Consider the following 20250-nt stretch of genomic DNA (forward strand, 5'->3'; position numbering starts at 1 on the left):
GGAACACCCCATGGCTCTCGTCACGCGCGTGACGGATCTGATCGGCCGCACACCACTGTTCGAACTCGCCGTCACCGATTCCGGAACCCGGCTGCTGCTCAAGCTCGAACAGTTCAACCCGACCGGCGCCGCCAAGATCAGAATGGCCCGCTCGATGGTGCTCGACGCGGAGCGGCGAGGTTTGCTGCGCGATGGCGGACATATCATCGAGTCGACGTCCGGGAACACCGGACTCGGCTTGGCGGTGGTCGCGGCCGAACGTGGCTATCGATTCACCGCCGTGGTCGACAACCACGCCTGTAAGGACAAACTGCGCGCGATGCGGGCCATGGGCACCGACCTGGTGTTCGTCGCCGACGACGGTGACGACGAGCTGGCCACCTCGGCACGGGAGGATCTCGCCGAGGCGATGGCGGCCGCCCGCGACGACGCCTACTTCACCGAACAACACAACAACGATGCCAATGCCGTCGGCTACTACGCGGTGGCCGAGGAGTTGCTGGCCGAGGTCGAGCGGGTCGACATCCTGCTCTCCGCGGTCGGCACCGGCGGCTCGCTGTTCGGTACCGCCACCCGATTGCGCGAACTCGGCAAGCCCGCCCGGGTGATCGGGGTGGAACCGGTCGGCTCCATCGCCTTCGGCGGCGAGGGCGGGCCGTACTGGCAGTCCGGCACCGGCACCCCGCCCGGCGCGACCATCGGCACCGCCGTGGACTACGCCCAGCTCGACGAAGGGGTGAAGGTCAGCGATACCGACGCCTTCGCCACCGCGCGCGCCGTCGCCAGGACACACGGTCTGCTGATCGGTGGTTCCGCGGGCGGTTCGGTGCACAATGCCCTGGCGCGGCTCGCGGAGTTCCCGGCCGGGTCGACCGTGGTGACCATCGTGTGTGACGGTGGCGAGAAATATCTCGATACCGTATTCGACGACGAGTGGATGGCCGCGCGCGAGCTGCTCGACCCCGCCGCCGAATGCGAGGTCACCGCCCTGCTGCGCCGCTACTCGCCGCTGCGGCGACACGACGAACTGATGGAGGTCAGGTGAGCGCGAACGCGCGCGGGACGAACCGCGGAGTGGGTGGGTGAGCGCGCGGCCCACCGACAGCAGCGCGCTGGCCAGGCTGGCGACGCCGATCGCGCTCACCCAGCTGGCGCAGATCGCGGTCTCGACCACCAATCTGGCGCTGATGGGCACCCTCGGGGTGCGCGAGGTCGCCGCGGGCGGACTGGCGCTGGTGCTGTTCAACCAGATCCGCACCATGTGCGTCGGGTTGATCACCGGCACCGGTAACCAGATCGCGGGTGCGATCGGCGCCGCGGGCAAACGCGGCGTCTCCGCCGACGACGAGATCCGCGGAGTGGTGCGCGCCGCGTTCGTCATCGCCACCATCGCCGGTCTGCTCGGCGGGGCTCTGCTGATCGGGCTCGGGTGGATACTGCCCTGGCTCGGTCAGGACGAAGGCGTGCTCGCGCTCGCCCGGCCGATGATGATCGCGCTCGCCCCAGGGCTGCTGCCCTGCCTGTGGTTCCAGGTGTTGCGCCAGTACACCGTCGGCATGCAGCGTCCGCAGGCGCTGCTGCTGGTGACGCTCGGCTCGGTGGTACTGAACCTGGTGCTCGCGCTGACCTTCATCCACGGCTGGGCGGGCGTCCCCGCGTCCGGCCTGACCGGGGTCGGCATCGCGACCTCGCTGGTCTTCCTGATCACCTTCGGTGTGTTCTGGGCGATGGTCGCCCGCGACGAGCGCCTCGGCCCGACGCTGCCGTCGCGGCCGTGGCCGGTCCGCTGGTCCATCGTGCGCGAGGAACTGCGCCTGGGCACCCCGATCGCGCTGACCTACGGGTCCGAGGCGGGCATGTTCTCGGTGCTGGCGCTGGTGATGGGCAGCTTCGGTCCCGCCGCCCTGGCCGCCCACAACGTCGTCTACCAGATCATCTACATCGTGTTCCAGGTCGCGATCGGCCTCTCCCACGGCGCGTCGATCCTGGTCAGCCATGCCGTGGCACGCGACGAATACGGCCACGCCAGGGCACTGGCCTGGCTGGCGCTGCGCCACGCGGCCGTCGTCGCCGCGGTCACCGGCGCGGTCTACGTGATCGCCCCGGATCTGGTGCTGGCCCCATTCCTGGACTCCGGCGACACCGACACCATCGCGATCGCCCACACCCTGCTGCTCATCGGCATCGTCCTGCAGTTCTTCGACGCCGCCCAGAACATCGGCACCGGCCTGCTCCGCGGGCTCAAGGAGACCTCGGCGGGCTTCCGGCTGTCGCTGGTCGGCTACTGGGGCGTCGGCCTCCCCGCGGCCCTGCTGTTCGCCTTCCCGCTCGGCCTCGGCGCGGCCGGTCTGGTGGGGCCTCACGGCGGGCCTGGCCACCACCGCGATCCTCATGCTCCGCAAGTACTTCGCACTGCTGGATCAGGCGAGTGCGGCGCAGACGGTGCGGGTGCCCGCGACCCAATCGCACTGACCGATGCCCGGCGGAGGTGCGGCGCTCTCAGGTCAGGGGGGGCGCCGCGCAACCAACTGTCCATGGTTTCCGCTCTCTCGTTCCGGTTGGCGGGGCTGTTCATGAACCCGGGTAGCGCGTACATCAGCATGGCTCCCCGGACGGGATCGCCGGGAAAGGTCGTGACGAGATTCCCGGTCTCGGAATCACGCACGGTGCTTTCCGGTCGGAAGAACCGGTAGTTGGTCACGGACAGCCCGGCAACCGAATCGGCGTACTCGGTGTTCGCGGGCAATTTGTCGACAACGCCCTGCACGTCGGCGGGGGTGCGGTACGCGAGTAAGAAGTACGCGCAGCATTTCATTCCGGTACCGCTCAGGCATCGCCACACCGACACCCAGTTCCCGAAGTCGATCCCGGGAATGGTCACCGCCTTCGGCACGATCACCTTCGAGTGCGACGTACACGAGGTTCCGAGGTAACCGGCCGTCGAGTTCGTGTCCGCGGGAATCATCCGCGGGAAGGTGGCCCGCAGGAGGTCCGACGCCCGCTGCGCCTCGGCGGTGTCCGACGGAGTAACCGGCTGTGTCGTCGTCGCCGGCCTCGTCGTCGTAGTCGGCGACGCCGCATCGGCACGTGAACCGGCATCCAGCAGGTCGACCAGGCCGAACCCGGATCCGATGCCGAGGACGACGACCACCGCGATGGCGAGCGCAATCTGCCACCGGCGAAGCCGCACCGTCCGCCCGGGCCCGCGCGCAGACGATCGCGGTGAGTCCACCCGATCGGTCGATACCGCGGCCTGAGGCCGGGCCTCGATCGGAATGTGTGCCGCCGACCGCGTCGACGACACGACCGCCGTGGCGGCGACGGCGGCCGCGAAGTCCGCGCAGGACGGGAAGCGCTCCTCGGGTCGCTTGGCCAGCGCACGGCTGATGACGGCGTCGAGTGCCTGCGGCAGATCGGGTCGGCAGGTGCTCGGTGCGGGTGGCGCGAGGTGGAGGTGACCGGTGATCGTGGTGACCGGATCGCTCGCCTCGAACGGGGTCCGGCCGGTCAGCAACCGGAACAGGGTGCACGCCAGCGAATACTGATCGGTCCTCCCGTCCAACGGCGAACCGACGAGCTGCTCCGGCGAAGCGTAGGCGAGGGTCGCGTTGATAGTCCCGGTCGCGGTCAGGTGCGTCGAACCGCTACCAGCGCGAGCGATGCCGAAATCGGACAGGAGTGCGTTTTCGACGGTGCCGTCCCAGGTGGTCAGCAGGATATTGGCCGGTTTGATGTCACGGTGGAGCACACCCATGCTGTGCGCGTAGTCGAGTGCGTCGGCGATCTCGGCAATGATGTGGGCCGCCCGTCGCAGGGGGAGATCGTGGGCCCGCAGCTTGCTCGCATCCGTCCCTTCGACGTAGCGCATGCTGATCCACGGCTGACCGTCCACCGAACCACGATCGAACACGGTGACGATGCCGGGATGGTCCAGCGCCGCGATCAACTCGGCTTCGCGTTCGAACCTGCGCAGCGACTCCTGGTCCACGACGAGATCGCGCGCGAGCAATTTCAGGGCGACGGTGCGCGGCAGGCGGGGATGCTGTGCGAGATACACCGTGCCCATCCCGCCGCGACCCAGCTCCCGCAGGATCGTGTACCCGGCGAAAACATTGCCCCGTTCCAAGATTCGCCCCTCCCACGCGGCAAAAACCGGGCCCACCGAGGTGCGGTGGGCCCGGTCGAAGAGTACCCGTCAGATATTGACGCCGTAGTCCCTGGCGATGCCGGCCAGGCCGGAGGCGTACCCCTGGCCGATGGCGCGGAACTTCCACTCGGCGTTGTGGCGGTAGAGCTCGCCGAAGACCATGGCGGTCTCGGTGGACGCGTCTTCGGAGAGGTCGTAGCGGGCCAGTTCGACGCCGGTGATGGCGTCGGTGACGCGGATGTAGGCGTTGCGGATCTGGCCGAAGGACTGGCCGCGGGCCTGGGCGTCGTGGATCGAGACCGGGAAGAAGATGTTGGTGATCGTCGGGGGCGTGGCGGCCAGGTCGACGTTGATCACCTCGTCGTCGCCGTCGCCCGCACCGGTCAGGTTGTCGCCGGTGTGCTCGATGGTGCCTTCCGGCGAGCGCAGGTTGTTGTAGAAGATGAAGTGCTGGTCGGAGAGCACCTTCAGGTTGGCGCCGGTCGCCAGCGCGCTGGCGTCGAGGTCGTGGTCGGCGCCGGTCGTGGTGCGCACGTCCCAGCCCAGACCCACCGCGACCTTGGTGAGATTGTCGGTCTGCTTCGACAGCGAGACATTGCCGCCCTTGGCGAGTGTGACGCTCATGGGAACCCTTCTATCTGATGATGTGTGTCAGTCCTCGGCCCAGGTCCGCAACGTCTCGACCCGGCCCTCCAGCGCGCGCAGTTCGGTCTCGTCGAGCACGGTGCGCTGGATGCCCCGATCCACCGCGAAGGCCGACTGGCGGTGGTCGTCGATCACCTCGACGTCGAGCTGCACCGCGGTGTAGTCCTCGGCCGAGGGCATCTGCTCGGCGATCACCTTCGCCCGCCCACGCGCGCACAGCGCGACATTGCCGCCACCCAGGATCAGCAGGGCCACCTCCGGCTGCGCCCGCAGCCGGGCCAGCGAGCCACGATCGGACTTCAGGCTGATCATGATCCGCCGGTCGCCCGCCCGCACCGGCCACGAGACCGGAATCGCGTGCGGCGCCGGATCGGTCGTGACCAGCACGGCGATCGTCTCCTGCGGCCACACCGGCAACACGTCGAGCTCGGGGTGATCGGTCATGTAGTCCTGCCCTGCCGGATCGACTTCTGTTGCCATCTACCTCACCTCGACATCGTCGGACGCCACTGCGCCCGCCGCGGACGGCGAGCCACCTCCGAGTCTAAATCGGTGTGCCACTTACTCGCTGGCTCGCGCGGGATTGTCCGGCAGATCTCAGCAACGTCTCAGCCGCCACCTGGGCGAACTGTCCGATCAACTGACCGATAACTCTTCGGGCCAGTACGCGCGCCACTGCGCCGCCGTCAGCGTGGCGCGCTCGCCCCGCGCGGCTTCGGCGGCGTCCTCGGCGGCACGGATCGCGGTGGCGAAATCGATGGTGGCCTTGCGCAGGCGCTCCTCGGCGGAATCGGGCCCGCCGAGTTCGACCACGCGCAGTGCCGACGGCACCAGATCCTCGGGCAGACCTGCTCTGGCACTGCGCGAGCGCACCTTCTCGGCCAAGGCGAGCGCGGGCTGGGCCATGGCGATCCCGTCGAGGCAGGAACGCCGCGACTTCTCCGCGGATTTGCGTTCCTCCCAGGCCTTTTCCTGCGCGGCGATCTTGTCGGCGACCGAGGTGCCCGCGGGCAGATCGGCATCGATCAGATGCGGGCTGCGGTGCACGAGCTTGCCCACCAGCGTGGCCGCCACCTCGTCGACGGTGAATTCGCCCGCCGCTTCGGCGATCCGGGAGTGGAACAGCACCTGCAACAGCAGGTCGCCGAGTTCCTCCTTGATCGTCTCGTAGTCGCCCGCCTGGATCGCGTCGAGCAGTTCGTAGGTCTCCTCGAGCAGGTACGGGCGCAGCGAGTCGTGGGTCTGGGTGGTCTCCCAGCCGCCGAAATGCCAGAGCCGGTCCATCACCTCGACCGCGCCGGCCAGTCCGGCCGCGACCACCGCGGTGTCGGCCGCCTCCTGCGCGCGGGTGGTCTCGCCGCCCATCAGACCGGGGTCGCTTCGGTCCGCACCGAGAGATCCACCATTCCTTGCGGTTTGCCGTCGAGCGCGAGCAGCAGATCGGCGACGAACTGCAGCACGGCCACATCGCGCACCCGGTCGGCGCCGACGCTGTCGGTGACCCGGGGCAGCGGCAACTGCACCAGGCCGCTGGCCGCGCGATAGGTGGCGCTCGGGTAGAGCCGCTTGAGCCGGAGCTGTTTGGAATCCGGCAGATTCAGCGGCGCGATCTTGAGTGTCGTTCCGGTGACCACGATCTCGGACACGTCGTAGGCGCGGGCCAGCAGCCGCAGCTTGGCGACCGAGACGAGCCTGCCGACCTCCACCGGCAGCGGGCCGTACCGGTCGACGAGTTCCTCCACCACCGCGGCCAGCGCCGCGTCGTCCTGGGCGGCGGCGAGCTTGCGGTAGGCCTCGAGCCGCAGCCGATCGCTGGCGACGTAGTCGGGCGGGATGTGCGCGTCGACCGGCAGATCGATGCGCACCTCCTTGGTCTCCTCGGTGACGATCGGCTTGCCGTCGGCGGCCGCGCGATAGGCCTCGACGGCCTCGCCGACCAGCCGCACGTAGAGATCGAAGCCGACGCCGGCGACATGGCCGGACTGCTCGGCGCCGAGCACATTGCCCGCGCCGCGGATTTCGAGGTCCTTCATGGCCACGGCCATACCGGCGCCCAGATCGGAGTTCTGCGCGATGGTGGCGAGCCGGTCGTAGGCGGTCTCGGTGAGCGGCTTCTCCGGCGGATACAGGAAGTAGGCGTAGCCGCGTTCGCGGGAGCGGCCGACGCGGCCACGCAGCTGGTGCAGCTGCGAGAGACCGAGCGAATCGGCGCGTTCCACGATCAGGGTGTTGGCGTTGGAGATGTCGAGGCCGGTCTCGATGATCGTGGTACAGACCAGCACGTCGTATTCGCGCTGCCAGAACCCCTGCACGGTGCGCTCGAGCTGGTCTTCGTTCATCTGACCGTGCGCGACGACCACCCGGGCCTCGGGCACCAGCTCGCGAATCTTCTTGGCCGCCTTGTCGATCGAGGAGACCCGGTTGTGCACGTAGAAGACCTGACCGTCGCGCATCAGCTCGCGGCGGATGGCGGCGGTGACCTGCTTGTCGTTGTAGGCGCCGACATAGGTGAGCACCGGGTGCCGTTCCTCGGGCGGGGTGAGAATGGTCGACATCTCGCGGATGCCCGCCAGGCTCATCTCCAGGGTGCGCGGGATCGGGGTGGCCGACATGGTGAGCACGTCGACGTGGGTGCGCAGCGCCTTGATGTGTTCCTTGTGCTCGACACCGAAGCGCTGCTCCTCGTCGACGATGACCAGGCCCAGATCCTTCCAGCGCACGCCGGTCTGCAGCAGCCGGTGCGTGCCGACCACGATGTCGACCTCGCCGTCGGCCATCCCGGCCAGGATCTCCTTGGACTCGGCCGCGTCGGTGAACCGCGACAGGCCCTTCACCCTCACCGGGAATCCGGCGACCCGCTCGGTGAACGTTTGCAGGTGCTGCTGGGCCAGCAGCGTCGTCGGCACCAGCACGACGACCTGCTTGCCGTCCTGGACCGCCTTGAACGCGGCGCGCACGGCGATCTCGGTCTTGCCGTAGCCGACGTCGCCGCACACCACGCGGTCCATCGGAACCGCCTTCTCCATGTCGGCCTTGACGTCGGTGATGGCGGTCATCTGGTCGACGGTCTCGGTGAACGCGAACGCGTCCTCCATCTCCTGCTGCCACGGCGTATCCGGGGCGAAGGCGTGGCCGGGCGCGGCCTGGCGGGCCGCGTAGAGCTGCACCAGCTCGCCCGCGATCTCGCGAACGGCCTTGCGCGCCTTGCGTTTGGTGTTCGCCCAGTCCGAACCGCCGAGCTTGGACAGGCTGGGCAGTTCGCCGCCGACGTAGCGGGAGAGCTGATCGAGCGACTCCATCGGCACGAACAGCCGGTCACCGGGCTGGCCGCGCTTGCTCGGCGCGTACTCGATGACCAGGTACTCGCGCCGGGCGCCGCCGATGGTGCGCTCGATCATCTCGACGAAGCGGCCGATGCCGTGCTGGTCGTGCACCACCATGTCGCCCGCCGACAGCGCCAGCGGGTCGACCTGGTTGCGGCGCTTGGCGGGTAGCCGCTTGCCCTCGGTGGGCGCGGTGACCCGGTTGCCGGTGAGGTCGGACTCGGCGACGACGACCAGGCCCGCGTCGTCGAAGATCAGGCCGTCGTGCAGCGAACCGCACAGGACCCCGACTACACCCGAGTCCGGCACCGCGCCCGCCGCCAGCGCGGCCGCGGGCACCTCGGCGTCGGCGAGGCGTTCCAGAATGCGTTGCGCCGTACCGTGTCCGGTGACCACGACGACCGCGCGGCCGCCGGTGGCCACGTGCGCGCGCAGCGAGGCGAAGATGGTGGCGACCAGTTCCTCGGACCCGCGCGCGGTGGGGCCGGCCAGCACGGGCAGGTTCACCTCGACCGGATCACCGGAGCTGAGCGGGCTCAGCGACCACCACGGCAGCCCGAGTTCGTCGGCGCTGCTGTGCAATTCCGGCAGGCTGCGGTAACCGGAAGCGGCCAGGTCCAGGCCGTGCGCGCCCAGCGGCGCGTCGCTGCCGAACGAGGCGGCGGTCCAGGAGGCTTCGAGGAACTCCTCGCCGGTGCGCACGAGATCGGCGGCGCGGGTGCGGATCTTCTCCGGATCGCACAGCAGCAGGTGGGTGCCCGCGGGCAGCGCCTCGGTGAGCAGGCTCAGCTTACCGGGCGCGAGGACCGGCAGCAGCGCTTCCATGCCGTCGACCGGGACGCCCTCGGCGATCTTGTCCAGCATCTCGACCAGGGCGGCGTCGGCGGCGTTGTCGACCGCGACGGCGGCGGCGCGTTCGCGCACCGGCGCGGTGAGCAGCAGTTCCCGGCACGGCGGCGCGACCACGGTGTCGACGGTGTGCTCGCCCAGCGAGCGCTGGTCGGCCACCGAGAACGGGCGCAGCTCGGTGACCTCGTCGCCCCAGAACTCCACGCGCACCGGATGATCGGCGGTCGGCGGGAACAGGTCGAGGATGCCGCCGCGAACCGCGAACTCGCCGCGCTTGCCGACCATGTCGACCCGGGTGTAGGCGAATTCGACCAGGCGGGTGAGCAATTCGTCGAAGTCCTGGTCGGCGCCCGCGCGCAGCACGATCGGTTCGATATCGCCCAGGCCCGCCGTCATCGGCTGCATCAGCGAGCGCACGGTGGTCACCACCACCCGCAGCGGCTCCGGGTACACCGGGTCTTCGGGGTGGGCCAGCCTGCGCAGCACCTCGAGCCTGCGGCCCACGGTGTCGGGGCCGGGCGAGAGCCGTTCGTGCGGCAGCGTCTCCCAGGACGGGAACACGGCCACCGAGGGACCGAGCATCTCGGCCAGCTCGACGGTGAGGTCGTCGGCCTCGCGCCCGGTGGCGGTGACCACCACCAGCGGCTGCTGGGCCGCGATCGTCGCGGCGACGAACGGTCGCACGGCCGACGGCGCGACCAGTTCCACCCCGGACTTGCCGACCAGGTCGGCAACCGTCCGCAGCGCGGCGTCACCCCCAGCCGCCTCGGCCAGACCGGCGAGCGGAGGACGAAGGGAGGACATGAACGCTCCTGAATACGCAGACGGGATGTTCCGCGTGAAGTCTAGTCACCGGCCCCGACACCTTCGGCGCACACCTCCCGACCGGCCCCGGTGCGGTCCGTCGCCACGCCCGACGAGGCGTTTTCCTCCGCGCGCGCGTACCGTCGAGATCGTGAGTCTTGCTCAGCGGGAACGCCACGCCCTGGTGGCGACAATGATCGAGGCGGGGCCGTCGGCGCCGACCCTGTGCGGAACGTGGACGGTGCACGATCTCGCCGCCCACCTGGTGGTCCGGGAGCGCAGGCCCGACGCCTCCCTCGGCATCCTGATCCGGCCGCTTGCCGGGTACCTGGACGCGACCCAGGACAAGATCGCGCAGCGGCCGTTCGCCGAACTGGCCGAACTGGTGCGCACCGGGCCGCCGTGGTGGTCGCCGTTGCGCCCGGTCGACGCCTACGTCAACCTGACCGAGATGTTCATCCACCACGAGGACGTCCGCCGGGCCGAACCCGGTTGGACGCCACGGGAATTGGCGGCCGCCGACGAGGCGCGGCTGTGGTCGGCGCTGCGCATGGTGGCGCGCACGGCCTACCGCAAGTCGCCGGTCGCCGTGGTGCTCGCGACGCCGGACGGCGACCGGGTGACCGCGCATCGCGCGGACGGCCCGGAGGTCGTGCTCACCGGCAAGCCGTCGGAGCTGCTGCTGCACGCGTTCGGGCGCGACGAGGTCAGGATCGAGACCACGGGCGCCGAGGCCGACGTGCGGGCGGTGCTCGGCACCGATCGCAGCGTCTAGGCCGCGCGGCTAGAGCACGTAGCGACGCAGGCGGCGGGCGGCGAACTCGCGGAAGTACGGCAGCTTCTCCGCCGGCACGATCGAGGGCAGCAGGAAGTACCAGGCACGTTCCATCCTGGACGCCATCTGATCCATCGACTCGGTGCCGACCGCGACGATGTGCACGCCCGCCGCCAGCTCGTGCAGCAGCAGCCCGACCACCTCGGGATCGAGCTCGGCGTGCAGGTCGCCCTGGGCGATGGCCCGCTCGGCCAGCACCCGGTACGTCTCGCTCCAGACCTTGGCGATGTTGTCGCCCTGGGCGCCGCGATAATCACCGATCTGATGGGTGAGCTTGAGCATCGCCCCGACCATCGGATCGTTCATCGACAGGTCGGCCACCACGTAGGTGATGCCGATGCACGCCTCCAGCGCGGGCACCCGGGAATCGAAGAATCCCTGGCACGAACCGACCAGGCGCTCGTTGCCCTGATCGACCACCGCCCTGGCCAGCTCCTCCTTGGAGCCGAAGTGAAAGTACAAGGCACCCTTGGTCACATTGGACTGCGCGATGATTTCGCTGAGGCTCGCGTTGGCGTAGCCCCAAACGGAGAAAGACATCGGCAGCGCCAGCAAGGACGGAGTCGCGGGTGATCTCCGCGCGCGCTTGCCTAGCCATCAGATCCGCCTGTCATCCAATAATCCAGCCATCCTGAAGTAGACCGACATCCCGAAGTTTGATCGACTTACCGCCCGGCAGCACCCAAAAGGATGGGTGAACCGTACCACCAGGCGGCTACGCGGCAGCCGAATCCTCGATTCGCTGTAGCCGCGGGCGCTATCGTCCGGTTACCCCGTCGATCCGCCTGCCTGTCCCGTATTCCATTCGGAGCTGAGCCCCGGTTCGGCTTCCAAGTGGCTCAAACCGTTCCAGCACAGGTTGACCAGATGCGCCGCGACCACTTCCTTCGGCGGCGTGCGCTCGTCGAGCCACCAGGTCGCCGCGGTCGAGACCATACCGACGAGCGCCTGCGCGTAGAGGGGCGCCAGACTCGGGTCCAGATCGCGGCGCGCGAAATCGCCGGCGAGCAGATGCGCGACCTGGTTGACGGCCTCGTTGAGCAGGCTCGAGTAGCGGCCGTCGGCGTTCACGGCGGGCTGGTCGCGCACCAGGATCCGGAACCCGTCGGTGCGTTCCTCGATGTAGGCCAGCAGCGCCAGCGCGACCTGTTCGAGGCGGACCCGGGAGCGGTTCTGGGTCAGCGAAGAGGTGATCATGTCCAGCAGCATCGACATCTCGCGATCGACCACGACCGCGTAGAGCCCTTCCTTGCCGCCGAAGTGCTCGTAGACCACAGGCTTGGACACCTGGGCGCGCTGCGCGATCTCCTCGATCGATGTCGCGTCATATCCCCGCTCGGCGAACAACGCGCGACCGATCTCGATCAGCTGCTGTCGCCGTTGGGTTCCGGTCATCCTCGGTCTGCTCGGCCGCCCCGCATCACTCACCAGATCCCCGCCTCTCTACCGCCCGACAGTCCCACAACTGTCTCAGACCACCCCGGCCGATCGCAGACCCCACCCCGCCGGTCGACCAACCGGTTTCGCACGCACATGGGTAACTCACCGGGTACGAGCCGACTCGCCCCCTCGCCGAGGCTTGCCGCGTCCACGAATCACCCCGCGCCGCAGTCTGGCCAAAATTTCCGGAGAGGCGGCAACTGTGCGAGGATCATGGCCGTGCCGTAGCACAGTGGTGGGCTCTCATGGCCCACTGGTGTGGCGATCCGCCGTAGTGTAATGGCAGCACCTCTGATTTTGGTTCAGATAGTTCAGGTTCGAGTCCTGGCGGCGGAGCACACGGACACAGTGACGTATCGTCGGCCCGCACCATCACCGACCGAACCCGCCACAGCACACTCGCTGACAGGCAGCCGAGGGAGATCCATGCCACCGCAGACCGCCGTCGTCGTTCTCGCCGCTGGTGCCGGGACGCGAATGCGGTCGAAGACCCCGAAAGTGCTGCACCCATTGGCCGGTCGGTCGATGCTCTCGCACGCGCTGCACGCCGCCGCCGAGATCGACCCGACTCACCTGATCACCGTGGTCGGCCACGACCGGGACAAGGTCGGCGCCGCCGTCGCCGAGGTGGGCAAGGAACTCGGCCGCGAGATCGTCTGCGCGGTACAGGAGGAGCAGCTCGGAACCGGCCACGCGGTGCAGTGCGCGCTGGACTCGGTGCCGACGGACTTCGACGGCGACCTGCTCGTCACCTCGGCCGACGTACCACTGCTCGACGGGCACACCCTCGCCGCGCTGCTCGACGAGCACCGCAGCTACGCCGAACGCCCGGCGGTCACCGTGCTGACCTTCGTCCCCGACGACGCCAACGGCTACGGCCGGATCGTGCGCGACGCCGACGGCCAGGTCGCCGAGATCGTCGAGCACGCCGACGCCACCCCGGAACAGACCAGGATCAAAGAGGTCAACTCCGGCGTCTACGCCTTCGACGCCTCGGTGCTGCGCACCATGATCAGGCGGCTGTCCACCGCCAACGCCCAGCACGAGCTCTACCTCACCGACGTCCTGCGGCTGGCCCGCGAGGCCGGGCACCCGGTGCACGGCGCGCGGCTGGTCGACGCGAACAAGGTCACCGGGGTCAACGACCGGGTGCAGCTCTCGCAGGCGGGCGCCACCCTCAACCGGTACATCCTCGAACGGCACATGCGAGCCGGCGTGACGATCATCGATCCGGCGACGACCTGGGTCGACGCCGGCGTGCGGATCGGGCGCGACGCCGTGCTGCGGCCGGGCACCCAGCTCTTCGGCGAGACCCACATCGGCGAGGACGCCGAGATCGGGCCGGACACCACGCTGACCGACGTCGTCGTCGGCACCGGCGCGAGTGTCGTCCGCACCCATGGTGAGCGCGCCGAGATCGGCGACAGCGCGACCATCGGACCGTACAGCTACCTGCGGCCGGGCACCGTCGTCGGCGAACAGGGCAAGCTCGGCGCCTTCGTCGAAACCAAGAACGCCTCGATCGGCGCGCACTCGAAGGTGCCGCACCTGACCTACGTCGGTGACGCGACCATCGGCGAGTACAGCAACATCGGCGCTTCCAGCGTTTTTGTGAACTATGACGGTGTCAACAAGCACCACACCGTGGTCGGTTCCCATGTGCGGACCGGTAGCGACACCATGTTCATCGCTCCGGTTACGGTGGGTGACGGCGCCTATACGGGTGCGGGTACTGTACTGCGTAGAAGCGTTCCACCGGGGGCACTGGCGGTGTCGGGTGGACCACAGCGCATCATTGAGAACTGGGTGCAGCGTTACCGTCCAGGAACCGCTGCGGCGCGCGCGGCGGCGGAAGCCATCGCGGCAAACGAGACGTCTGATCAGACAATCGAGCAAAAGGATGGCAACCAGCAGTGACCGCGTTCTCGATCGACAACCAGAAGAACTTGATGCTCTTCGCCGGCCGGTCACATCCCGAGCTGGCCGAGCAGGTCGCCAAGGAACTGGACGTCGACATCACGCCGCAGACCGCGCGCGATTTCGCCAACGGCGAGATCTTCGTGCGGTTCGAGGAGTCGGTGCGCGGTTCCGACGCCTTCGTGCTGCAGAGCTTCCCGGCCCCGCTGAACCAGTGGCTGATGGAACAGCTCATCATGATCGACGCGCTCAAGCGCGGCTCGGCCAAGCGGATCACCGCGGTGCTGCCGTTCTACCCGTACGCGCGCCAGGACAAGAAGCACCGCGGCCGCGAGCCGATCTCGGCCCGCCTCGTCGCCGACCTGCTCAAGACCGCGGGCGCCGACCGCATCATCACCGTCGACCTGCACACCGACCAGATCCAGGGCTTCTTCGACGGCCCCGTCGATCACATGCACGCGCTGGTGCAGCTCTCGGAGTACATCCGCACCAACTACCCGTCGGACAACCTGGCCGTGGTCTCGCCCGACGCGGGCCGCGTGAAGGTCGCCGAGAAGTGGGCCGACTCGCTCGGCGGCACCCCGCTGGCGTTCATCCACAAGACCCGCGACCCGCTGGTCCCCAACCAGGTGAAGTCCAACCGCGTCGTCGGTGACGTCGAGGGCCGCACCTGCGTGCTGATCGACGACATGATCGACACCGGTGGCACCATCGCCGGCGCGGTCAAGGTGCTCAAGGAAGCCGGCGCCGGCGATGTCATCATCGCCGCCACCCACGGCGTGCTGAGCGATCCCGCCGCCGAGCGCCTGGCCAACTGCGGTGCCAGGGAAGTGGTCATCACCAACACCCTGCCGATCAGCGAGGACAAGAAGTTCCCGACGCTGACCGTGCTGTCCATCGCGCCGCTGCTGGCCCGCACCATTCGCGAGGTCTTCGAGAACGGCTCGGTCACCGGCCTGTTCAACGGCAACGCTTGACCGCCTCTCCGCGATTCTTGGCCAGACCTAGGTGCGGGGTGAGTTGGGGACGCGGCCAGACTTCCGGGGTAGGGGGTTAGCCCGTACCCGGTGAGTTACCCATGTTCTTGCGAGAGCAGTCGGTGCGCCTTGTCTTCGGACGTGGCGCACCGACTGCTCTTCGGGCATGGTGGGTCCTGTAATGCGGGATGTGGCAGGGGGGGAACATGAGTACCGAACCGGAAAGGCCGGTCGAGCTGGGTAAGGACCGGGTGGTGCCGCGGGTGCAGGACGCGCCGGCGCCCACCGAGCGGATGTGGAACGACGGCCCGCCGCCCGCTGAGTTGCCGCCGCACCCGGAGCAGGCAGCCGTTCCGCCCGCCCCGGCACCGCCGCACGCCGAGGCGCCGTGGGCCGGGGTCGAGCGGCCCGCGCCGCCGGTGGAGCTGCCGCCGTATCCGCCGCCGCCGCCACCGGTCGTCGGCCCGATGTTCCCGCGCCCGGCGTATCCGCCCGCCGTGGGCTATCCGGGGTATGCCCGGCCTGCTTACGGCCCGCCGCAGCCGTTGACTCCGCGCTACGGCTATGTCGACAGCACGCCCATCTGGTCGATCATCAGCTTCTGCTGCGTCGCCGCGTCGGTCCTGGGCGGGCTGCTGCTGTGCGGGCTGCCCGTGCTGGTCACCGCGCCGACCGGGATCGTGCTCGGCGTCGTCGGCCACGCCAAGGGCGAGCAGATGGGTAAGTGGGCCGCGATCGCCAACGGCGCCGTGGCCGCCCTCGTCGTGCTCGTGTTCGTGCTGTTCGTCGCGGCGATCGGCGGATCCTGACCCGCGCCGGACGATACTGGTAGCGGTAGCCGATCCCCCGCACAGAACTGAGACGCACTCCCACCATGGACGCTTTCACTGGTTTTCCGCTGGCGGCCCTCGACTTCTACGAGGACCTGGAAGCCGACAACTCCAAGACCTTCTGGACCGCGCACAAGCAGACCTACGACGAGGCGGTGCGCGCGCCGATGACCGCGCTGACCGCCGAACTCGAGGCCGAATTCGGGCCGGCCAAGATCTTCCGGCCGTATCGCGACGTCCGGTTCTCCGCCGACAAAGTGCCGTACAAGAACCACCAGGGCGCCGTCGCGGCCACCGCGCCAGGCGTCGGCTGGTACGTGCAGATCGGCGCGGCGGGGCTGTTCGTGGCGGGCGGCTGCTACATGATGTCGCCCGCGGCCCTGGCCACCCTGCGGGCCACCATCGACGACGAGGTGCGTGGCGCCGAGCTCGAGGCGATCCTGGCCGCGACCACCGCGGCGGGCTTCACCATCGGCGGCGACCGCCTCAAGACCAAGCCCAAGGGCTACTCCGCCGACCACCCCCGCATCGAGCTGCTGCGGCACAAGTCGCTCACCGCGCACCGCGAGTTCGGCGCTCCCGACTGGCTGAGCACCCCGGCGGCGGCCACCGAGATCCGGCGCGCGTGGACCGAGCTGCGGCCGCTGGTCGAGTGGTTCACCGGCGTCTTCGAGGGCGTCACCCACTGACCGGCGGGCGTGGCAGCGGTGACGGACGCCGACCGGAGGCCGATACTGGACTCATGAGCCGTGAACCGCTGGACATGGACATGGGTGACGACGATCAGGCCGACGACATCGTCGAGTACGAGCGCTACGTCGAGGACCCACCGCAGGACTACGTCATCCGCAATCACGAGGCCGACGCCGACGGCTTCCTCGGCATCACCGAGGAAGTCGACGAGGAGTGGTCGGAGAACAGTGCCGCCCGCGAGGCCGTCGCGGAAGACGAACGCCCCGCCGAGGTGTCGGCGGTCCGGGTGGTCGGTGACGACGCCGTCGACGGCGACCTCTACGACGACGCCATCGACGGCGAAGAAGGCGCCGAACGCAACCGCGAAGGCGACGAGAACGTCACCGACGGCTAGTATCTCGCCGACGAGCTCGACCTGTAGCCGCTCAGCGTCGTTCGGCCAGCACCAGGGCGAAGCGGTTGTCCTGGTCGGTCCAGGTGCGCAGGGTGGTGAAGCCGGCGTCGTCGAGTTCGGTGCGCAGGCCCTCGGGGCGGAACTTGGCCGAGATCTCGGTGCGCATCTGCTCGCCCGCGGCGAAATCGACGGTCAGGTCCAGGTCGGCGACGGTGGCCGTCATCGCCTCGGTGGCGCGCAGGCGCATCTCGATCCACTCGTTCTCGGCATCCCACAGCGCCACGTGCTCGAACTTGTCCGGGGCGAAGTCGGCGCCGAGGCGGTGGTTGAGCACGTGCAGCACATTGCGGTTGAACTCGGCGGTGACGCCCGCGGCGTCGTCGTAGGCGGGGACCAGGACGGCCGGGTCGATCACCAGGCCGGCGCCGAGTAGCAGCAGCTCACCGGGTTCGAGGACCTCGTTGATGCCGGCCAGGAACTCGGCCCGCTCGGCCGGCACCAGGTTGCCGATGGTGCCGCCGAGGAAGGCGATCATCCGGCGGCCGCCGCGCGGCAGGTTGTGCAGGGTGTCGGTGAAGTCGCTGACGACACCGTGCACGCTCAGCTGCGGGTACTCGGCCGCGATCTCGGCGGCCGCGCCACGCAATGCCGACGCCGAGACATCCTGCGGAACATACGTTTTCAGTGAACCTTCGGCGGTGAGCGCGTTCAGCAGCAGCCGGGTCTTGGCAGCCGAGCCGGACCCCAGCTCCACCAGGACCTCGGGGCGGGCCGCCGCGGCGATCTCGCCGACGACGCGCGCCAGCAGGGCCCGCTCGGTGCGGGTCGGGTAGTACTCGGGCAGTTCGGTGATCTGTTCGAACAGCTCGCTGCCGCGGGCGTCGTAGAACCATTTGGGCGGCAGCGACTTCGGGGTGGCGGTGAGGCCGGCGCGGGCGTCGGTGCGCAGGGCCGCGGTGAGATCGTCGTCGGTGAGGTGGATGTCCAGCAGCGGCGTGGTCATGAACGGACCCTTTCGGTGACGGGAAGCTCGAGAGCGGTGACGGTGCAGTGGCCGGGGGTGGCGATCACCAGCTGGTGATCGGCGATCGGCTGCCATCGCGGATCGGCGTCGTACGGTTCGGAGGAGAGCACGGTGTAGTCGTCGGCCACCAGGACCGACAGGGCATGCCAGCAGGTGGTCGCCCAGAGCTCGATCCCGTTGCCGAGCAACAGGTTCAGTCGCGCCGTGGGCTGGCGGCGCAGCACCGCGGCGACCAGCACGCGCAGCGCGTCGGCGGGCGAGGTGAGCGGGCCGCCGGGGGTGATCGCCCCGAGCAGGCCGCGCAGCAGCACCCACAGCGCCGCGGAGTCGGTGAGCGCCTCGGCCCGCAACAGCACCTCGGCCGAACCGAACAGCGGACCGGCGGCGTCCGGCACCGAACCGGCGGGCGAGTCGGCGGTCGCCTGCGGCAGGGCAGCCGACGCCCGTGGCCGCGATGTCACCGCTCGCGCGAATGCCGGTGCGGTGGTGAGCATCTCGTCCAGGTCTGCGCAGACCTGCGCCAGTGTCGTCCGCCACGCGGGCACGACACCGTTGTGGCTGAAGGCCCAGTGCTCGTCGACGAACGGCGCGCAGGCCGCCCGCTCGACCGGCATGCCCACCGTGGCCGACCGCACGGCGGCGAGCACGGCGCGCGCTTCCAGCTGGCCGAGTACCTCGACCACCGCCGGGTCGGTCCAGATCGGCGCGGCGTTGCGATATCGGCTGACGGCGTCGCGTTCCCCCTCGACACCGATATCGGCCCGACGCCACCAGGCGACGCCGAAACCGTCGGCGTTGATCGTGCCGCCGCCGCGCATCTCCGCCGGCGCCCAGGACTGCGTGTACAGCGAACGGGGGCCGCGCACGACCAGCTCACCGACCGTCACCGGCGGGCCGACATACCCCAGATGACGGCACATCAGCGGCCCACCCACCGCACGGGCCGGGCATCGCCGGGCACCGGCGAACCCCGCAGCGGTGCGCCGCCCGCACGCCGCTGCGGACACCCGCCCGTTCCCGCTCGGTGGGCCGGGTGCGGCCCCCGCTCGGTGAAGTCACCACCGCGCATCAGATTTCGTCCACTCGCAGGTCACGCGCGAGCCGGAACCCGGCGAAGATCTGCCTGCGGATCGGGTGGTCCCAGTTGCGGAAGGTGCCGCGACAGGCGACCTCGTCGGTGCCGAACGAGCCGCCGCGCAGGATCCGGTAGTCGCCGCCGAAGAAGACCTCCGAGTACTCCCGGTACGGGAAGGCGCGGAAGCCCGGATAGGCCTCGAAGCCCGAGGAACACCATTCCCAGACGTCACCGATCAGCTGGTGTACGCCGGTCGCCGAGACGCCGGCCGGGTAAGCGCCGACCTCGGCGGGTTCCAGGTGCCGCTGGCCGAGGTTGGCCAGGTGCTCGTCCGGGGTGTCCGCGCCCCAGGGGTAGCGGCGGGAGTCGCCGGTGGCCGGATCGAATCGGGCCGCCTTCTCCCATTCGGCCTCGGTCGGCAGGCGCTTGCCCGCCCAGCGCGCGTAGGCCTCCGCCTCGAACCAGCACACGTGCACGACCGGCTGACGCGGCCGCAATGGGGTTCGCGCGCCGAAGGCCACGCGGGTCCACCGCGCGCCGTCGCGCTCCCAGAACTGTGGCGCGACCAGCCCGGCCTCCTGCCGGTGCGCCCAGCCCCGCTCCGACCACAGCTCGGGCCGCTCGTAGCCGCCGTCGTCGATGAACGCGAGGTACTGCTCGTTGGTCACCGGCGCGATATCGATGGCGAAACCGGGCACGTGCACCGGATGCGCGGGGCGCTCGTTGTCCAGGGCCCAGGGATCGGCGGAGGTACCCATCAGGAATTCGCCTGCGGGAATGCGCACCTCGCCGTCGACCGGTGTCGGCGCGGTGGGTGCGGGCGGTGCCGACAGCACCGGCGCGCCGAGGCGCAGCTGATGGGTGGCGAGCATGGTCTCGTCGTGCTGCTGTTCGTGCTGGGCGATCATGCCGAAGGCGAAACCGTTGTCCACCAGCGGATCACCGGACAGCGTGCTGGAATCCAGGACGTCCCAGACCTTCTCGCGCACCGTGCCGACATAGCCGCGCGCCTGGCCGGGATTCAGCAGCGGCAGCGCGGGACGGTTCACCCGGGCGTGTTTGAACGCGTCGTAGAGCTCGTCGATATCGGCCCGGACCGCCTCGCGGCCACCGACATCGCGGACCAGCCACAGCTCTTCCTGATTGCCGATGTGGGCGAGGTCCCAGACCAGCGGGCTCATCAGTGGCGAATGCTGGGCGACGAGGTCGGCCTCGTCGACTCTGTCGGTGAGGACGGCGGTGCGGCGGCGGGCCCGCTGCAATACCTCGGCGATCCGCTCGCGCATGCGGTCGCGGT

Annotated in this window: 16 protein-coding genes, 1 tRNA gene and 2 pseudogenes; 9 read left to right on the top strand and 10 right to left on the bottom strand. The window is 69.5% G+C overall.

All coding sequences use genetic code 11. The features are described from left to right. Positions 1–10: 10 nt before the first annotated feature. Positions 11–1045, top strand: coding sequence for a PLP-dependent cysteine synthase family protein (locus tag NV348_RS09725; protein ID WP_447146754.1), 1035 nt, complete (start codon positions 11–13; stop codon positions 1043–1045). A gap of 37 nt (positions 1046–1082) precedes the next feature. After that, a pseudogene (locus NV348_RS09730) lies at positions 1083–2472 on the top strand (MATE family efflux transporter). On the opposite strand, the gene NV348_RS09735 reads toward NV348_RS09730, so the two are convergent. The 5 genes from NV348_RS09735 to mfd form a co-directional block, all read right to left on the bottom strand. Further along, positions 2390–4126 (bottom strand): serine/threonine-protein kinase, encoded by a 1737-nt coding sequence (locus NV348_RS09735; protein WP_447146755.1) that lies wholly within the window; start codon positions 4124–4126, stop codon positions 2390–2392. The pseudogene NV348_RS09730 and the gene NV348_RS09735 overlap by 83 nt on opposite strands. Before the next feature lie 69 nt (positions 4127–4195). Continuing rightward, positions 4196–4771 carry a TerD family protein gene (locus tag NV348_RS09740; protein WP_447146756.1) on the bottom strand — a complete coding sequence of 192 codons (576 nt, stop codon included), beginning with the start codon at positions 4769–4771 and terminating at the stop codon, positions 4196–4198. A 27-nt stretch (positions 4772–4798) separates the two neighbouring features. Then, complete coding sequence (locus NV348_RS09745; RefSeq protein WP_447146757.1) at positions 4799–5272, bottom strand: hypothetical protein; 474 nt, start codon at positions 5270–5272, stop codon at positions 4799–4801. A gap of 156 nt (positions 5273–5428) precedes the next feature. After that, entirely contained in the window at positions 5429–6157 is a 729-nt protein-coding gene (locus NV348_RS09750) for a nucleoside triphosphate pyrophosphohydrolase (RefSeq protein WP_447146758.1), read from the bottom strand. After that, the gene (gene mfd, locus NV348_RS09755) at positions 6157–9768 is read right to left on the bottom strand and encodes a transcription-repair coupling factor (RefSeq protein ID WP_447146759.1); all 3612 of its coding nucleotides are present in this window, start codon (positions 9766–9768) and stop codon (positions 6157–6159) included. The genes NV348_RS09750 and mfd overlap by 1 nt, the downstream gene beginning before the upstream one ends. Before the next feature lie 151 nt (positions 9769–9919). Here mfd and NV348_RS09760 point away from each other — a divergent pair, with 151 nt between their 5' ends. Further along, entirely contained in the window at positions 9920–10543 is a 624-nt protein-coding gene (locus NV348_RS09760) for a TIGR03085 family metal-binding protein (RefSeq protein WP_447146760.1), read from the top strand. Between the two features lie 9 nt (positions 10544–10552). Here NV348_RS09760 and NV348_RS09765 read toward each other — a convergent pair. Both NV348_RS09765 and NV348_RS09770 read right to left on the bottom strand, forming a co-directional pair. Next, positions 10553–11201, bottom strand: a pseudogene (locus NV348_RS09765) (TetR family transcriptional regulator). Positions 11202–11371: 170 nt separating this feature from the next. Next, positions 11372–11998 (bottom strand): TetR/AcrR family transcriptional regulator, encoded by a 627-nt coding sequence (locus tag NV348_RS09770; protein WP_447146761.1) that lies wholly within the window; start codon positions 11996–11998, stop codon positions 11372–11374. Between the two features lie 310 nt (positions 11999–12308). On the opposite strand from NV348_RS09770, the gene NV348_RS09775 reads away from it, so the two are divergent. The 6 genes from NV348_RS09775 (at position 12309) to NV348_RS09800 (ending at position 16854) form a co-directional block, all read left to right on the top strand. Further along, a tRNA-Gln gene (locus NV348_RS09775) sits at positions 12309–12379 on the top strand. A gap of 90 nt (positions 12380–12469) precedes the next feature. Then, positions 12470–13960, top strand: a complete 1491-nt coding sequence (gene glmU / locus NV348_RS09780; protein ID WP_447146762.1) for a bifunctional UDP-N-acetylglucosamine diphosphorylase/glucosamine-1-phosphate N-acetyltransferase GlmU — start codon at positions 12470–12472, stop codon at positions 13958–13960. Beyond that, entirely contained in the window at positions 13957–14937 is a 981-nt protein-coding gene (locus NV348_RS09785; protein WP_218716034.1) for a ribose-phosphate diphosphokinase, read from the top strand. Before glmU ends, NV348_RS09785 begins: the two co-directional genes overlap by 4 nt. Before the next feature lie 206 nt (positions 14938–15143). Beyond that, the gene (locus tag NV348_RS09790; RefSeq protein WP_447146763.1) at positions 15144–15746 is read left to right on the top strand and encodes a hypothetical protein; all 603 of its coding nucleotides are present in this window, start codon (positions 15144–15146) and stop codon (positions 15744–15746) included. A 65-nt stretch (positions 15747–15811) separates the two neighbouring features. Next, positions 15812–16456: a DUF2461 domain-containing protein gene (locus NV348_RS09795; RefSeq protein ID WP_447146764.1), complete on the top strand. Its 645-nt coding sequence runs from the start codon at positions 15812–15814 to the stop codon at positions 16454–16456. Positions 16457–16509: 53 nt separating this feature from the next. After that, positions 16510–16854, top strand: a complete 345-nt coding sequence (locus NV348_RS09800; protein ID WP_447146765.1) for a hypothetical protein — start codon at positions 16510–16512, stop codon at positions 16852–16854. Between the two features lie 31 nt (positions 16855–16885). On the opposite strand, the gene egtD is transcribed toward NV348_RS09800, so the two are convergent. From egtD to egtB, 3 genes are all read right to left on the bottom strand, one after another. After that, a complete protein-coding gene (egtD, locus tag NV348_RS09805; protein ID WP_447146766.1) occupies positions 16886–17857 on the bottom strand; it encodes an L-histidine N(alpha)-methyltransferase in 972 nt (323 codons plus the stop codon). Next, entirely contained in the window at positions 17854–18798 is a 945-nt protein-coding gene (locus tag NV348_RS09810) for a class II glutamine amidotransferase (protein ID WP_447146767.1), read from the bottom strand. Before NV348_RS09810 ends, egtD begins: the two co-directional genes overlap by 4 nt. Before the next feature lie 148 nt (positions 18799–18946). After that, positions 18947–20239, bottom strand: a complete 1293-nt coding sequence (egtB, locus tag NV348_RS09815) for an ergothioneine biosynthesis protein EgtB (RefSeq protein WP_447150990.1) — start codon at positions 20237–20239, stop codon at positions 18947–18949. Positions 20240–20250: the final 11 nt, after the last annotated feature.

The sequence above is a fragment of the Nocardia fodinahabitans genome (genome assembly GCF_052983615.1).

Excerpts from the sequence above, each read along its gene's own strand:
- NV348_RS09725 (WP_447146754.1), top strand. The coding sequence starts at position 11 with ATGGCTCTCGTCACGCGCGTGACGGATCTGATCGGCCGCACACCACTG.
- NV348_RS09740 (WP_447146756.1), bottom strand. The coding sequence starts at position 4,771 with ATGAGCGTCACACTCGCCAAGGGCGGCAATGTCTCGCTGTCGAAGCAG.
- NV348_RS09745 (WP_447146757.1), bottom strand. The coding sequence starts at position 5,272 with ATGGCAACAGAAGTCGATCCGGCAGGGCAGGACTACATGACCGATCAC.
- NV348_RS09750 (WP_447146758.1), bottom strand. The coding sequence starts at position 6,157 with ATGGGCGGCGAGACCACCCGCGCGCAGGAGGCGGCCGACACCGCGGTG.
- mfd (WP_447146759.1), bottom strand. The coding sequence starts at position 9,768 with ATGTCCTCCCTTCGTCCTCCGCTCGCCGGTCTGGCCGAGGCGGCTGGG.
- NV348_RS09770 (WP_447146761.1), bottom strand. The coding sequence starts at position 11,998 with ATGACCGGAACCCAACGGCGACAGCAGCTGATCGAGATCGGTCGCGCG.
- glmU (WP_447146762.1), top strand. The coding sequence starts at position 12,470 with ATGCCACCGCAGACCGCCGTCGTCGTTCTCGCCGCTGGTGCCGGGACG.
- NV348_RS09790 (WP_447146763.1), top strand. The coding sequence starts at position 15,144 with ATGAGTACCGAACCGGAAAGGCCGGTCGAGCTGGGTAAGGACCGGGTG.
- NV348_RS09795 (WP_447146764.1), top strand. The coding sequence starts at position 15,812 with ATGGACGCTTTCACTGGTTTTCCGCTGGCGGCCCTCGACTTCTACGAG.
- NV348_RS09800 (WP_447146765.1), top strand. The coding sequence starts at position 16,510 with ATGAGCCGTGAACCGCTGGACATGGACATGGGTGACGACGATCAGGCC.
- egtD (WP_447146766.1), bottom strand. The coding sequence starts at position 17,857 with ATGACCACGCCGCTGCTGGACATCCACCTCACCGACGACGATCTCACC.
- NV348_RS09810 (WP_447146767.1), bottom strand. The coding sequence starts at position 18,798 with ATGTGCCGTCATCTGGGGTATGTCGGCCCGCCGGTGACGGTCGGTGAG.
- egtB (WP_447150990.1), bottom strand. The coding sequence starts at position 20,239 with ATGCGCGAGCGGATCGCCGAGGTATTGCAGCGGGCCCGCCGCCGCACC.